14 protein-coding genes and 1 other RNA gene are annotated in these 14,795 nt (G+C 65.8%); 4 read left to right on the forward strand and 11 right to left on the reverse strand.

All coding sequences use genetic code 11. The features are described 5' to 3' along the window. Positions 1-282: 282 nt before the first annotated feature. The 6 genes from J2S32_RS04620 to J2S32_RS04645 form a co-directional block, all read right to left on the reverse strand. Complete coding sequence (locus tag J2S32_RS04620) at positions 283-618, reverse strand: YbaB/EbfC family nucleoid-associated protein (protein WP_420493518.1); 336 nt, start codon at positions 616-618, stop codon at positions 283-285. Then, complete coding sequence (locus tag J2S32_RS04625) at positions 615-2,441, reverse strand: DNA polymerase III subunit gamma/tau (RefSeq protein ID WP_253517076.1); 1,827 nt, start codon at positions 2,439-2,441, stop codon at positions 615-617. The genes J2S32_RS04620 and J2S32_RS04625 overlap by 4 nt, the downstream gene beginning before the upstream one ends. A 61-nt stretch (positions 2,442-2,502) precedes the next feature. Further along, positions 2,503-2,597: signal recognition particle sRNA small type (gene ffs / locus J2S32_RS04630), an RNA gene on the reverse strand. Between the two features lie 34 nt (positions 2,598-2,631). Continuing rightward, a complete protein-coding gene (locus J2S32_RS04635; protein WP_253517078.1) occupies positions 2,632-2,910 on the reverse strand; it encodes an ETC complex I subunit in 279 nt (92 codons plus the stop codon). Between the two features lie 106 nt (positions 2,911-3,016). After that, a complete protein-coding gene (gene hrpB / locus J2S32_RS04640) occupies positions 3,017-5,440 on the reverse strand; it encodes an ATP-dependent helicase HrpB (RefSeq protein ID WP_253517081.1) in 2,424 nt (807 codons plus the stop codon). A 20-nt stretch (positions 5,441-5,460) separates the two neighbouring features. Further along, positions 5,461-6,477 (reverse strand): polyprenyl synthetase family protein, encoded by a 1,017-nt coding sequence (locus J2S32_RS04645; RefSeq protein ID WP_253517083.1) that lies wholly within the window; start codon positions 6,475-6,477, stop codon positions 5,461-5,463. Positions 6,478-6,542: 65 nt separating this feature from the next. On the opposite strand from J2S32_RS04645, the gene J2S32_RS04650 reads away from it, so the two are divergent. After that, positions 6,543-6,839 (forward strand): chorismate mutase, encoded by a 297-nt coding sequence (locus J2S32_RS04650; RefSeq protein WP_253517085.1) that lies wholly within the window; start codon positions 6,543-6,545, stop codon positions 6,837-6,839. Between the two features lie 7 nt (positions 6,840-6,846). Here J2S32_RS04650 and J2S32_RS04655 read toward each other — a convergent pair whose 3' ends face one another. From J2S32_RS04655 to J2S32_RS04670, 4 genes are all read right to left on the reverse strand, one after another. Beyond that, the gene (locus tag J2S32_RS04655) at positions 6,847-8,163 is read right to left on the reverse strand and encodes a sensor histidine kinase (protein ID WP_253522936.1); all 1,317 of its coding nucleotides are present in this window, start codon (positions 8,161-8,163) and stop codon (positions 6,847-6,849) included. A 112-nt stretch (positions 8,164-8,275) separates the two neighbouring features. Then, positions 8,276-8,953: a response regulator transcription factor gene (locus J2S32_RS04660; protein WP_253517088.1), complete on the reverse strand. Its 678-nt coding sequence runs from the start codon at positions 8,951-8,953 to the stop codon at positions 8,276-8,278. An 84-nt stretch (positions 8,954-9,037) separates the two neighbouring features. Then, positions 9,038-9,343 (reverse strand): PepSY domain-containing protein, encoded by a 306-nt coding sequence (locus J2S32_RS04665; protein WP_253517091.1) that lies wholly within the window; start codon positions 9,341-9,343, stop codon positions 9,038-9,040. 67 nt (positions 9,344-9,410) lie between these two features. After that, positions 9,411-10,130 (reverse strand): SIMPL domain-containing protein, encoded by a 720-nt coding sequence (locus J2S32_RS04670; RefSeq protein ID WP_253517094.1) that lies wholly within the window; start codon positions 10,128-10,130, stop codon positions 9,411-9,413. Positions 10,131-10,256: 126 nt separating this feature from the next. Between J2S32_RS04670 and J2S32_RS04675 the strand changes: the two genes are divergently transcribed. From J2S32_RS04675 to J2S32_RS04685, 3 genes are read left to right on the forward strand one after another with little or no spacing between them, the layout of a single operon-like run. Further along, positions 10,257-11,819: an amidohydrolase family protein gene (locus J2S32_RS04675; protein WP_253517097.1), complete on the forward strand. Its 1,563-nt coding sequence runs from the start codon at positions 10,257-10,259 to the stop codon at positions 11,817-11,819. Positions 11,820-11,861: 42 nt separating this feature from the next. After that, on the forward strand, positions 11,862-13,667 hold the full coding sequence (locus J2S32_RS04680; RefSeq protein ID WP_253517100.1) for an ABC-F family ATP-binding cassette domain-containing protein: 1,806 nt from the start codon (positions 11,862-11,864) through the stop codon (positions 13,665-13,667). Further along, positions 13,664-14,230 carry a uracil-DNA glycosylase family protein gene (locus tag J2S32_RS04685; protein WP_253517102.1) on the forward strand — a complete coding sequence of 189 codons (567 nt, stop codon included), beginning with the start codon at positions 13,664-13,666 and terminating at the stop codon, positions 14,228-14,230. Before J2S32_RS04680 ends, J2S32_RS04685 begins: the two co-directional genes overlap by 4 nt. A 66-nt stretch (positions 14,231-14,296) precedes the next feature. Here the strand turns inward: J2S32_RS04685 and J2S32_RS04690 are convergent, their stop codons facing one another. Continuing rightward, entirely contained in the window at positions 14,297-14,773 is a 477-nt protein-coding gene (locus J2S32_RS04690) for a DUF6456 domain-containing protein (RefSeq protein WP_253517104.1), read from the reverse strand. Positions 14,774-14,795 lie beyond the last annotated feature (22 nt).

Genomic DNA, 14,795 nt, shown 5'->3' on the forward strand with positions numbered 1-14,795 from the left:
AGCGGCCATCGGGTAAACCGGCGTCGTGTGTGGCACGATGGATTGGATTTTCGTACCAATTGCGAACGGTGCGACCTTCCCTTGATCCGCGATATGGCGAAGGGGTGGCGGCCGTTCGACAGCGCGCGCGACCACCAGGCCCATCGCAAGGGGCATCCCCATCATGCGTGATGGAGCGCGCGCAAAATAACTCGGCCTTTGCGGCTCGGCGCGCACCCCATGGTATGCCGCACGAAGGGTCGCCGGGTCACCGTCTCGCTCTCGGAAGTCCGAACTCCGCGCTCACATGCCCGGCAGTTTGAAACCCGGTGGCAAGCCCACGTCCTGCTGGATTTTGTTCATTTCCTCGGCGGAAACACGATCGGCCCGGTCGCGCGCATCGTTGAACGCCGCGGTCACCAGATCCTCGACCATCTGCTTTTCTTCGGGTTTCATCAGGCTGTCGTCGATCGCAACGCCAAGAATGCGTCCGCGTGCAGTCGCGCGCACCTTGACCAGTCCGCCGCCGGCCGAACCCTCGACTTCGATATCGTCGAGTTTGGCCTGCGCTTCGCCCATCTGCTTCTGGATGGTCTCGGCGGCCTGCTTGGCCTGCGCGAGCATTTCTTCCATGTTCATGCTTTTCTACTCCAGGGTATTTCGCGGCGCTCGGGGGGCGCGCCGCCTTCTTCGATCAATTCGGCATCGGGGAAGGCATCGAATGCCGCCTTCACCAGCGGGTGCGAGCGCATGGCAGCGGCTGCAGCCGTGCGTTCCGCTTCGAGCACTTCGACCAGCGACGGCGCACCGGCACCGCCGGCCACTTCCTCGACCGTCCAGCGCTTGCCGGTATGGCGATGCAGCGCCTCGCGCAGGACCGGGGCGATATCGTCGGTGAACTTGCCGTCGCGCCCGTAGCGCAAGATGCCGTCGGCAAGCTCGACGACCCGCACCTGCAGACGCATAATGCTCGCTTCCTGCAACAGGCCGGATGCATCGATGGCGTCGACCAGTCCCTGCCAGTCCGGTTGCGCGGTAGCGGTCGGCGCTGCTTCTCCCCCCCCGCCAGCGGGCGCGGATGCAGGAGGCGGCCCAGCTTCCGCGAGCGCCTCGATCTTCTTCGCCAGCGTGCCCGGATCGGGCATTTGCCCGGCATGCAGCGTCCGCAGCAGTGCCATGCGCAGGGCGACCAGCGGATCGGGTGCCAGCCGGACCTCCTCATGCCCTTTGAGCAGCAATTGCCACAGCCGGTGCAGTTGACCTGCCGGCAGGCGCGATGCCCATTCGGCCAATTGCTCGCGTTCGTCGGCGCTGGCGCCTTCGGGTTCGCTGCCCGAGACCTGCGCGACGGTGATGCGGTGAGCGACGTCCATCTGGGCGCGCATCAGTGCAAGCGGTTCCACACCAAGCGCATATTGCTCGTCCACTGCTTCCAGCAGGGCCTTGCCCTCGCCTTCGAGGATATGGCCGAACAGTCTCCGCTGCGCGCCTTTGTCGGCGAGGCCGAGCATGTCGCGCACCCGCGCCGCGCTCACCCGTCCCTCGGTATCGAGATCGGCATGCGCGATCGCCTGGTCGAGGATCGAAAGCCCGTCGCGGACCGAACCTTCGGCGGCATTGGCAACGATATGCAGCGCCTCAGCATCGGCCTCGACGCCTTCCTTGCGGCAGATTTCCGCAAAATGCGCTTCGAGCAGTTCAACCGGGATCCGCCGCAGATCGAAGCGCTGCGTGCGGCTGAGCACTGTGACCGGCAGTTTCTCGACTTCGGTCGTGGCGAAAAGGAACTTCACATGCGCCGGCGGCTCTTCGAGCGTCTTGAGCAGCGCATTGAAGGCATTGCGCGACAGCATGTGGACTTCGTCGATGATGTAAATCTTGTAGCGCGCCGAAACCGCCGCATAACGCACCGCCTCGATGATCTCGCGCACGTCGTCGACACCGGTATGGCTCGCCGCGTCCATTTCGATGACATCGATATGGCGCCCTTCGGCAATTGCGCGGCACGGCTCGCATTGGCCGCAGGGGCTGATCGTCGGACCACCTTGCCCGTCCGGACCGATACAGTTGAGCGCCTTAGCGATCAGCCGCGCGGTCGAGGTCTTGCCGACCCCGCGCACGCCGGTCATCAGGAAGGCATGCGCCAACCGATCGCGCGCAATCGCATTGGCGAGCGTACGTACCATCGCCTCCTGCCCGATAAGTTCGGCAAAGGTCTGCGGACGGTACTTGCGTGCCAGTACGCGATAGGGCTGCGCCGGATCGGGTGTAACCGGTTGGGTCACGGGAGCGGTTGGGGGCGCGGGCTCAGGCTCGGCTTTCTGCTCGGGCTCGCCAGCTGGCGGACCGCCGAACATCGCTTCCTGTCCGGCGTCCTCGAGTTCCGCCACGCTCGGCGTGTCGGCCTCTTCGGCCCCGCTTTCCCACGGAAGGCCGTCAGGATTGTCCGGTGAATCACCCATGCCCGACTAGGTAGGCACTGGCGCGGCAAAAGTCATGCCATGGCGCATACGAATTGTGGGTGAAAAAGGAGCCGGCCGACCCGCCGCAATCCACCTGGGCTGCTTCCTTCCGGACCTGACCCGGTGAGCGAACGCAAACGTCCGACCGACTCCCGGCGCGCCATATGGCGGCGGGAGCGAGAAAAATCAATTACCGAAAATTGTCGGCGTAGGCCTGCAGCTTGAGGCTCTTCGCAGGCGTCGCGTGAACGCGCGCGACAATGCCGTATTTCTCGGCATAGGCCTTTGCTTCATCCTTGCTCGGGAAGGTCAACTGGACTTGTGCCTGCGTATCGCCGCTGCCGGTCCACCCCATCAGCGGATCGGCCTTGCGCGCTTCGGACTGCTCGAATTCGAGCACCCATTCGTCGGTACGCGCCCGGCCGGACTGCATGGCGTTCTTCGGTCGCTGGTAGATACGTGCTGACATTTCTCTCGATCCTTCAGGCGCCGGGCGGCAAACACCCCTCGCTTGGCTACCTCGCATGAGCCCTAAACAGGCTCCGCCCTTGCCTCGCCTTCGGCGTGGAAGTCAACTAGCGCGAGCGGTCGAAGGCGTTCCTGGTCTTCAAACTTGGCGCTTCGGTCCAGGGTTCCTCCGGCCAGCGATGCTTGGGATAGCGCCCCTTCATTTCCTTACGCACTTCGGCCCAGCTTCCCCGCCAGAAGCCGGGCAGGTCGCGGGTCGACTGGATCGGCCGCCCCGCCGGGCTGGTCAGCTTGAGTAGCAGCGGCGTGTCGCCAACCATGGGATGGCGCTCCAATCCGAACAATGCCTGGACGCGAACCTCGACGCTCGGCGCGTCGTCACCCACGTAGTCGATCTCGTGGGTGGTCCCTGCAGGCGAGGTGAAAGCGCGCGGCGCCAAGCGTTCGAGCCGCTGGCGGCTATCCCAATCGATCTGGCCGAGCACGGCGTCGACCAGCTTGCCCTTCGGCAGCGCCAGATCACGCCTGCCCTGAAGTAGGGGTGCGAGCCACACATGCGCATTGGCGGCGAGGCCCGCGCTGGAAAGGCTTTCGATGCCGGCATGACCGGCCCGAGCAAGCAGCGCTTGCGGAAGCAGCTTCGCCAGGTTCTCCAGAGCCTTGTCCACAAGCATGTCCACAATTGCGCGGGGGTCGGGTGCGGGATCGGGACCGCGCGCCAGCGTGATCGCACCGAGCCTGCGCTCGAGCAAGGCCTCGACCCGGTCCCCCGTCCAGCGCAGGACCTGTCGGCGCTCGATACGGTCAGGAAGCCAGCGTTCCAGCTCGATCTCTTCCAGAGCAATACCCGAGGTTATCCGCGCGCCCTTCGCTTGCCCCTGCGCATCGCCCACCACCATGAACGCCGCGCGGGCGAGCGGGGAAGTCGGATCGAGGACGAAACCCCTGCCGCCTGCCGCGAGCCACTGTTCACCGCTGGCATCGCGCCGCTTGGCAATGAATTCGGGCCGCCCAGCCGCCAGCAGGATCGCAGGCGGCGGCGCATTGCCAGTCGATACCGGACCGGCAAGGTCGGCGGCGCGCTTGGCCCATCGCCCGGCCAGCTTGCGACTGGCATCGGCCCGGCGACCGCGATCGGCATTCCAGCGCGTGAGGCGCGCTTCCAGATCCTCCCCCGGACCCCCCAGCCCGCGTTCCTGCAGCAACAGTGCCAGCCGCGCGGCTTGCTCAGCTGCGCCATGCTCGGCCCCGAACAGCACGGTCGCCGCACCTTGCGGATCGAGCGGCAGTTGCGCGAGCTTGCTGCCACGCGGCGTAATCCTGCCGGTTTCATCCAGCGCGTCCAGCGCCGCCAGCATTTGCCGCGCCGCCCCGACCGAAGCTTCCGGGGGTGGATCGAGCCATGCGAGGTCCGCCGGATCGCCGCTGCCCCATTGCGCCAGTGCCAGCACCAGCGGGGCAAGGTCGGCCGTCACCATTTCGGGCGGATCGTAGGCCGGCCGTCCGGCATGCCCCGCTTCCTCCCACAAACGGAAAGCCACGCCCGGGCCCTGCCGCGCTGCGCGTCCGGCACGTTGCGACGCCGCCGCCTGGCTGGCACGATGCGTCACCAGATGCGTGGTGCCCGCGACGCGGTCGAACTCGGCCCTGCGCGATAGCCCCGCATCGACCACTACCGAAACGCCGTCGAGCGTGAGCGACGTCTCGGCGATCGCGGTTGCGAGCACCACCCTGCGCCGCCCCCCGGGATCGCGTTTGATCGCCGCGCGCTGGCCCGCCGGGTCGACCTGTCCATGCAAGGGCAGGATGAGCGCAGCGGGCAGCCGCGCTTCGAGCCGTTCGCGCGTGCGATCGATCTCGCGAACGCCGGGAAGGAAGGCGAGGATGTCGCCTTCCTCTTGACGCCATGCGGTGCCGATGGCCTGCGCCATGGCGTCCTCGGCTGCGGCCTGCGGCGACGAGCCCAGCCATTCGATCCGCAGCGGATAGGCCCGGCCGGCGCTTTCGATTACCGGTGCATCATCCCCTAGCAAGCGCGCAAAGCGGCTGCCGTCGATAGTCGCCGACATGACCAGCACGCGCAAATCCTCGCGCAGCACCGCGCGGCTTTCGAGCGCCAGCGCCAGCCCGAGGTCGCTGTCGAGATGGCGTTCATGCGCCTCATCGAACAGCACCGCCGATATGCCGGACAGTTCGGGATCGGCGAGGATCGTGTTCACGAAAATGGCCTCGGTCACGACGAGCACGCGGGTTCGTGCCGAACGCTTGCTGTCGAGGCGGGTGAGATAGCCGATCGTTTCGCCAGGTTTCTCCCCCAGCGTTTCCGCCATTCGCTCGGCTGCGGCGCGCGCGGCAACCCGGCGCGGCGACGTCAGGATTATCGTCCCGCTGCACCAGTCCTGGTCGAGCAGCGCGGGCGCGACCGCAGTGGTCTTGCCCGCGCCGGGCGGTGCGACCAGCACGGCACCGGTCTGCTCGCGCAGAGCATCAAGCAATTCGGGAAGGACGGAGTGGATCGGCAGTGCGGGCACGCCAGTGGCCCTAGGACGGATCAGTACCCGCGCGCTACCGCGAACAGCGCCGCCTGCGTCATCGCCTGGCGCGCGGTGCTGTCGGGGAAGATCGACAGTGCATCGATCGCCCGCTGGGCAAAGTGCCGCGCGCGCAGTTTGGTATCGTCGACCGCGCCATGGCGGTCGATCAGTGCAATTGCCTGTTCGAGGTCATCGTCGCTGGTCCGGAAGCCGCCGATCGCGGCTTTCCAGAAGGCCCGCTCTTCCTCGTCGCCGCGGGCATAGGCGAGGATGACCGGCAGCGTCATCTTGCCCTCGCGGAAATCGTCGCCGCGATCCTTGCCCATGGTAGCGGCGTTCGAATCGTAATCGAGCGCATCGTCGACCAGCTGGAATGCAACGCCGAGATTGCGACCGTATTCGTCGAGCGCCTGCTCCTGCTCGTCGCTGCACTCGGCAATGACGGCGGCAATCCGGCTTGCCGCGGCAAACAGCGCTGCGGTCTTGGCGCGAATAATATTGAGGTAGCGTTCCTCGCTGGTGTCGATCTTGCGCTGCGCGGTGAGCTGGTCGACCTCACCCTCGGCAATGATCGCGCTCGCGCCCGAGAGGATCTTGAGCACCTTGAGGCTGCCGTCCTCGGTCATCAGTTCGAACGAGCGGCTGAAAAGGAAATCGCCGACCAGCACGGTCGCGGGATTGCCATAGATGATATTGGCTGCCGCCTTGCCGCGGCGCAGGTCGCTGCCGTCGACGACATCGTCATGCAGCAGCGTCGCGGTGTGGATGAACTCCACTGCGGCGGCGAGCTTGTGCTGGCGCGTGCCGCTGTAACCGACCAGTTCGGCCCCCGCGAGCGTCAGCATCGGGCGCAGGCGCTTGCCCCCGCCCGCGATCAGATGCCCTGCTAGCGCGGGAATCAGCGGTACTTCGCTCTGCATCCGGTCGAGGATGACCTGGTTGACCCGGTTCATGCCCTGCGCAGTGAGAGCCAGCATGGGTTCGATCGAGCCCTCGGGCTCTGCGCGATTCAGGGGGATTACGTCGGCAGACATTTCGGCTTGGCCATGGTCTGCCCAAGCTTTCTTGGCAAGACGGGATTTGCTGTTAGCGTGATCGCATGTCCGACGCCCCACAGACCGATGCCGTCCTTGCCGGCTTTCGCAAAAGCATCGACAATATCGATGCCGCGCTCATCCATATGCTCGCCGAGCGGTTCCGGATCACGCAGGCGGTTGGCGAATACAAGGCCAGGGTCACGCTGCCCCCCGCCGATCCGGCGCGCGAGCAGGAACAGATCATGCGGCTGCGCCGGTTGGCCGAAGACAGCGAGCTCGATCCCGAGTTCAGCGAGAAATTCCTGCGCTTCATCATCGACGAGGTGATCCGCCACCACGAACGCGCGGCGCGGCGCTAGATCCGGCTTACAGCGCGCTGCGCGGCAGGGTGAGCTTGACCAGCAGGCCGCCCAAATCCTCGCTCTCGCCCAGCTCGACCGAGCCGCCGTATATCTCGACCACATCGCGCACAATGGCGAGGCCAAGTCCGGTTCCGGGCTTACCCGTATCAAGCCGTGCACCGCGGTCGAAGATGCGCGGGCGTTCGCTTTCCGGGATACCGATACCGTCATCCTCGATCCAGATGATGCAGCGGCTGGCTGCCGGATCGGCGTCGATTGTGACGAACACGCTGCCCCCGCCATATTTGGCCGCATTCTCGATCAGATTGCCGAGGATCTCGTCGAGATCCTGCCGCTCCATCGAGACCGCGGCATCGCGATTGCCATCGAGGTCGAAGCGGGTTTCCTCGTAGATTCGGGTTACCGCACGCAGCACGCTTTCGGCGCTGGGCCAGACCTCGGCGCGCGCATGCCCGCTGGCGCGGCGACCAACCGCGCGCGCGCGCGCCAGATGATGCTCGACATGGCGCTGCATGGTCTTGGTTTCGCGGCAGACGAGGTCGGATAGCCGCGGATCGTGCGCGGTGGCGGCATTGGTCAGCACCGTCAGCGGGGTCTTGAGCGCATGAGCGAGATTGCCCGCGTGCATCCGCGCTTCCTCGGCCTGCTGTTCGGTATGCGCGAGCAGCGCGTTGATCTCATCGACCAGCGGCTCGACTTCGAGGGGAAGCGGATCGGTAATCCGGTTCGTGCCGTGGGTGCGCATGGCCTGGATTGCGTTGCGCACGCGCCGTAGCGGCGAAAGGCCGTACCAACTTTGCAGCATTGCCATCGCCAGCAGGCCAAGCGCCAGGGCGGCGAAACTCCAGACGAGGATCGAGCGGATCCGCGTAATCTGGTAGTCGAGTTCGCCGCGCGCCGAGGCAACTGCGAAGGTCCAGCGCGTGTCGCTATCGGGTAGGATCACGGTCCGTTCGACGATCCGCAGGGGTTCGTTCTCGAACTGGTCCGAATTGTAGAAATGCGGCTCGTTGTCGATGTGGTCGCCCTCGACCGTCAGGCTGCGATCCCACAGGCTGCGGCTGGGAAACGGCTGGTGCCCCTCGCCAGTGATCTGCCAATAAACGCCGCTATTGGGTTCGAGAAAGCGCTGGTCGCCAAGCGAACGGTAGAGCTGCACATCGCCGAAGCTGTCGATCTCGGCCGAGGTAATCAGCGCGGTCTGCACATACTCGAGCTGCTCGTCGAAATTGTCCTCGACCAGCCGGACCAGCGTCCGGTCGAGCGCAAAGCCGCCGCCCAGCAGCAGCACGCCGATCCATAGCGCGGCGATCGCCATCATGCGCCGCGCAAGACTGCGCTTCGCGGGCGGTGCAGCGAGGGTCACCGGGCTGTCGGCAGCCGGGTCTGGCGGCGGGGATCGCCCGACCTTCAGCACCGTGCCGGGCGCAGCATCAGGCGCGCGGCTGGTCGGCGGGGTCGTCGAGACTGTATCCGAGTCCACGGATCGTCGTGATCACTTCGGCGCCCAGCTTCTTGCGGATGCGCGTGACGAAGACCTCGATCGTGTTCGAATCGCGGTCGAAATCCTGATCGTAGATATGCTCGATCAGTTCGGTGCGGCTGACCACCTTGCCCTTGTGGTGCATGAGGTAGCTCAGCAGCTTGTATTCCTGCGCCGTCAGCTTGACCGGTTCACCCTTGAGCGTGACCCGGCCCGAGCGCGTGTCCAGCCGGACATGGCCGGCAGTCAGTTCGCTCGACGTGTTGCCCGATGCGCGGCGGATCAGCGCGCGCAGACGCGCGATCAGTTCCTCGGTCTGGAATGGTTTGGCGAGGTAATCGTCCGCTCCTGCATCGAGGCCCGCGACCTTGTCCGACCAGCTGTCGCGCGCGGTCAGCACCAGGACGGGGAACTTGCGGCCTTCCTTGCGCCACATGCCGAGCACGGTCAGCCCGTCGATTTCAGGCAGGCCGAGATCGAGGATCACGGCGTCGTAATCCTCCGTGCTGCCGAGAAAATGGCCGTCTTCGCCATCGGTGGACAGATCCACCGCATAGCCGTTCTGCTCGAGCGTCGACTTGAGTTGCTGGCCCAGGGTGGGCTCATCCTCGACGATCAGGATCCGCATAAATGTCCGTCCTCGGATTGTTTGAAGCGCGTTTCGTTCATGTAGATGAACGCGTCAACCTGAACGGAGTTGCACCGGGGCAAATCAGCGGCTGCGCCGAAGGACTTTCCCGGTGCGCGCATCGACATCGACATACATCACGCGGCCATCCCTGATAAACTTCAGGCGATAGGCCATCGCGGTCGAATCGTAAGCCGGGCCGAGATATTCCGCCCCACGCATGGTCGGCAGGATACGCGCCTCGATATCGCGCAGTTGCAGGATATTGCCCGCACTCATCTCGCGCCGCGCCTCGCCCTGTTCGGAACGGGGCTGCGCGACAGCGGGCGCGGCCATGATCGGGCCGGTAACGAGCCCCAAGGCGAGGAAAGAGGCGAAAATGCGTTTCATAATGCGAACCTGCCTAGCCTTGGGGCATTGAACAAGGACTGAATGTCCGTGCTTGCGCTCATCCGGCCTAGCGGGTCATCTCGAATTTTACGGTCAGCGAAACCATCGTGCCAACCAGACCCGGTTCGACCGGCGTCGGCCCCGCCGATACCTTGATCGCCTGGCGGGCATCCGATTCGGCAAAAGGCATCGGTCCGCTCGATGCGACGGATTCGCTCACTTCGAGCAGCCTCACGCCGCCAAAACCCGACCATTGGGCATATTCCTCCGCCTGTGCCCTCGCCTTGTCGAACGCCGCCTTGCGCGCCTGCGCGCGCGCCGGGCTGTCATCGTCGAGCGAGAAGCGCGGACCGCCGATATCAGTCGCTCCTGCAGCGACCAGCGCATCGAGCACCTCGCCGGCCCGCTTCACGTCGCGCAAGGTGACGCTCACGCGGTTCGAGGCCTGGTAGCCGCGGAACACCTGCTGGCGGGTCGACTGGTCGTAATCGTACTGCGCGCCAAGATTGATTCCGGTCGTCTGGATATCGTCTTCATCGATCCCGAGCGCCTTGATGCGGTCGATCACCGCGGTCATTTCCCGCGCGTTGATCTGCATCGCCTCGACCGCGGTGCGCGCCTGGCTGGTCACGCCGGCGCTGATGTCGACGATGTCGGGCTTGGCATCGACGGTTTCGCTCACCGACAGTTCGACCACCGGCCCCTGGCTGACGATCTGGACTTCGGCGGCCTGTACCTGCGAAGCGGTGGCGGCAATGGCCAGCGCGGGAATAGCGAAACGGATCATGGATTTGCTCCTCATTTGTCGAGCGTAATGTCGGCTTTACAGCTTTACGGCTTGCTGAACGGAAGTGTTCCCGCTTTTCTCGGCCCTTGCTTGCCGCTAGCCATAGCGCCGATCGAGAGGGAATGAATGACAGCCTGGAAATATGCGCTGGCCGCCTTGGCCATGGTAGCGACGCAGCCGCTGGTCGCGCAGATGGAGCCCGTGCCCGCGCGCGCCGCCGACGAGGGCGAAGGTCCCTTCGGCAAGCTGCTGATCCGCGGCGCAACGGTGATCGAGGGCAGCGGTGCCCCGCCGGCGGGACCGATCGACATCATGGTCGAAGGCAATCGCATCGCTGCGCTCTATCCCGGCGGCGCGCCCGCCGCCGAGGCGCAAGACGTGCAGCGCGTGATCGATGCCAAGGGCATGTATGTCCTGCCCGGCTTCGTCGATGTGCATGGCCACAATGGCGATGCTTCGAAAGCGCCGCAGCCATCCTATGGCTACAAGCTGTGGCTCGCGCATGGCGTGACCACCGTCCGCGGCGTCAGCTTCTACTTCGGCCCCGATACGCCCGACCTTTCCGATGCGCGCCGCAGCGCCGCCAACACCATCACCGCTCCGCGCCTGATCCCCTACGCCGTCTTTGGCGATAAATGGTCGCGCGGAGCGCCCGACACTCGAACCGAGGCGCGCGAATGGGTCCGCTGGGCCAAGGCGCAGGGCTATTGGGGTGTCAAATTCTTCAACGGCTATTCGCCCGCAGTCTTCGCGGCGGCTTTCGACGAGGCGGAGAAGCAGCAGATGGGCACCGTCGCGCATCTCGCGCAGACCGGGGTGGCCGAAGTCAACGCGCGCAAGGCGGTCGAACTCGGCCTCGACGACGTGACGCATTTCTACGGTCATTTCGAAAGCCTGCTGAAAGACGCCGCGCTCCCCTATTATCCCGAGGACTACAATTATTTCGATGAGCAATCGCGCTTCGCCTGGGTTGCCCGGCTTGCCCCGCAGGCCGTCGAACCCGGGAGCGAGACGTGGAACGATTATGTCGACCTGCTGATCGAGAACGGGGTGACGCTGAGCCCGACCTTCAACATCTACGCCGCCAGCCGCGACGTTATGCGTGCGCGCGGGTTCGACTGGCATGCGCAATATACGCTGCCGTCGCTGATGGATTTCTACGCGCCCAGCGCAACCAATCACGGGAGCTATTACAAGGACTGGACGAGCGAGGACGAAGTCGCATGGCGGAATTTCTACGCCAAGTGGTTTGCGCTGACCAAGGACTTCCATGACCGCGGCGGGCGCGTCACCGCCGGTTCCGACCCGGGCTATATCTACCAGACCTGGGGCTTCGCCTATATCGGCGAGCTGGAAATGCTGCGCGAGGCGGGCCTTTCGCCGCTCGCCGTCATCCGCGCGGCAACGCTCGACGGGGCGCGTGCGCTGTACGAACCGCTGGGCGAAGAACCGCCGATGGGCCGGATCGCCGTGGGCCAGCTGGCCGATCTGGTGATCGTGCCCGAGAACCCGCTGGCCAATCTCAAGGTGCTCTATGGCACGGGCCATACGCGGCTCAACCGCGAGACCGGTGCAATCGAGCAGGTCGGCGGGGTGCGCTGGACCATCAAGGACGGGATCGTTTACGATGCGCCGCAATTGCTCGCCGACGTCGCGCGGATGGTCGCGGAGCAGGAGGCGGCGCGCTAGCGTCTTGCGGAGCGGCGTCGGCGCGCCTACCTCGCGCGGCCTATGGCACAGCCCCCCATTCTCAGCCTCGAAGGCATCGCGCTGCAACAGGGCGGCAAATGGCTGTTCGGCGGGCCCGATCACGAGCCGCTGGACCTGCATGTAGGCCCGCGCGACCGCATCGCGCTGATCGGGCGCAATGGGGTGGGCAAGACCACGCTGTTCCGGATGATCGACGGGCAGGTCGAAACCGATGCCGGCATCCGCAAGACCAAGCCGGGCACGCGGATCGTCGTACTCGAACAGGACCCCGACCTGTCGGGCCATGCCACGCTGATGGCGTGGGCTCTGGCGGGCGAACACGCGCCGCAGGAGCACGAGATCGACGCCATCGCCGGCCAGCTCGGCATCGACATGGCGCGCGAGACCAAGGGCGCAAGCGGGGGCGAGAAGCGCCGCGCGGCGATCGCCCGCGCGCTGGCGCAGGACCCCGACCTGCTGCTGATGGACGAGCCGACCAACCATCTCGACCTCGGCGCGATCGACTGGCTCGAAAGCTGGCTCGAACGCTACAAGGGCGCCTTTCTCGTCATCAGCCACGACCGGACCTTCCTCAAGCGCCTGACCCGCACCACGCTGTGGCTCGACCGCGGAAGCCTGCGCCGCAAGGAAGTGGGCTTTGGCGGCTACGAGGCATGGGAAGAACAGGTCTATGCCGAGGAAGCGCGCGCGGCGGAGAAGCTCGACGCCAAGCTCAAGCTCGAGGCACACTGGCTCGAACGCGGGGTGACTGCGCGGCGCAAGCGCAACCAGGGCAGGCTCGAGAAGCTGGGCCAGATGCGCGCGCAACGCGCTTCGATGATCGACGCCGCTGGCACCGCCAAGCTCAAGCTGGCGACCGAGGAAGACTTCAAGTCCAAATCGGTGATCGCGGCCGAGAACATCACCAAGGCCTATGGCGACCGGATGATCATCAAGCCGTTCTCGCTGCGAATCCAGCGCGGTGACCGGATCGGCATTGTCGGCGCCAATGGCGCGGGCAAGACCACGCTGCTCAAGATGCTTACCGGCGAACTCGCACCCGACAGCGGCAAGGTCGACATCGCCAAGACGCTGACCGGGGTGATGATCGACCAGCAACGCCAGCTGCTCACCGCCGACAAGACGGTGCGGCACGTGCTCGCCGAAGGCGGCGATTGGATCGACGTGCGCGGCAATCGCAAGCATGTGCAGGCCTATCTCAAGGACTTCCTGTTCGACCCCAAAATCGTCGACATGAAGGTCAGCGTGCTGTCGGGCGGCGAACGCAGCCGGCTGCTGCTGGCACGCGAGTTCGCCAAGGCGAGCAACCTGCTGGTGCTCGACGAGCCGACCAACGACCTCGACCTCGAAACGCTCGACCTGCTGCAGGAGGTCATCGCCGATTACGAAGGCACGGTGCTGATCGTCAGCCATGACCGCGACTTCCTCGACCGCACGGTGACCATTACGCTCGGCCTCGACGGGACGGGCAAGGTCGATGTGGTCGCGGGCGGCTACGAGGACTGGGAGCGCAAACGCCGCCAGCCGATCGCGGGCAAACCCAAAGCTGAGAAGCAGGCCGAGAAACCCGCCGCCCCGCCGCCGCCGCCCGCAAAATCGAACAAGCTTTCCTACAAGGACCAGCGCGACTTCGAACTGCTGCCGACGCGCATCGAGGAGCTCGAAACCGCGATTGCCAAGGGCGAGGCGATCCTGTCCGATCCCGAACTCTACACCGCCGATCCGCAGCGCTTCGCCAATATCTCCAAGGGCCTGGAGAACGCCCGCGCCGAGAAGGATGCCGCGGAGGAGCGCTGGCTGATGCTGGCGGAGGCGGTCGAAGGGTGAGCCTCGAGGCCGAGATCGCGGCCTGCCGCATCTGCGCCGATCACTTGCCGCACGGCGTGCGCCCCGTGGCCAGCTTCTCGGCAACCGCGCGGTTGCTGATCATCGGCCAGGCACCCGGCTCGAAGGTCCACGAAAGCGGCATTCCGTGGGATGATGCCAGCGGCGACCGGCTGCGCGAATGGACCGGGCTGAGCAAGGACCAGATGTACGACCCTGCGCGGGTCGCGCTCGTCCCGATGGGGTTCTGCTATCCCGGCAAGGCGAGCGGCGGCGACAAACCGCCGCGCCGCGAATGCGCCGCCCAATGGCACGAACGCGTACTCGACGTGCTGCCCGAGGACCGGCTGACCCTGCTGGTCGGCACCTATGCGCAGGCGCGGTACCTGCCCGCGGCGCGCACGCTGTCGATGACCGACCGGGTGCGCCAGTTCCGCGACTACCTCCCGCACTACATCCCCCTGCCCCACCCGGCCTGGCGCTCGACCATCTGGATGCGCCAGCACCCTTGGTTCGAAGCCGAAGTGCTGCCCGTATTGCGCGAGGCGGTTGCGCAGCGCGTGTAGGACTGGACGGTTCGCTTCCAACGACATGGACCACATGGACCACTGTCCTGCGCGAAATATCCCGCCTCAGCCGATCCGGTAGAAAACCGCCACCCGGTCGAGCGCGAGCTTGAGCACCAGCTTGCCGCTGCGCGCGGGCCATGCCAGAGCGCGTTCCGCCCCCGGCAGCCCTTCGCCCGCACACGCGACACGCCATAGAATGTCGCTGAGCCCCGGCCCTGCCTCGCGCATCGCACCATCGAAGCGCGCCTTCGCCGCAAGCTGCCGCTCGGTCGGGGTAAGGTCGCGGTCCGCGGCGCCGCCATCGACCCGCACCGGGTCCCAGCGCATCGTGGTCGAAGGGGCGATCTGCGCGCGTTCGTAATCGGCGCGTAGCCGTTCCCCGGCATCGAACTGCTGGTCGGTCAGGTGCCCGCGTGAATGTAGCCAGCTGAGCGGGCTTTCGGCGAGATTGACGGTTACGCTGCGCCGTTTGCCGTGCGCGGCGGCGCCGCGGCGCGGCCCTTCCTCGGTCAGTTCGCGTTCGACAAGTGTGCGGCGCATGGCAGTCTCCCCGGTTCTGAAA

The sequence above is a fragment of the Qipengyuania citrea genome (assembly GCF_024171405.1).
GTDB lineage: Bacteria > Pseudomonadota > Alphaproteobacteria > Sphingomonadales > Sphingomonadaceae > Qipengyuania > Qipengyuania profunda.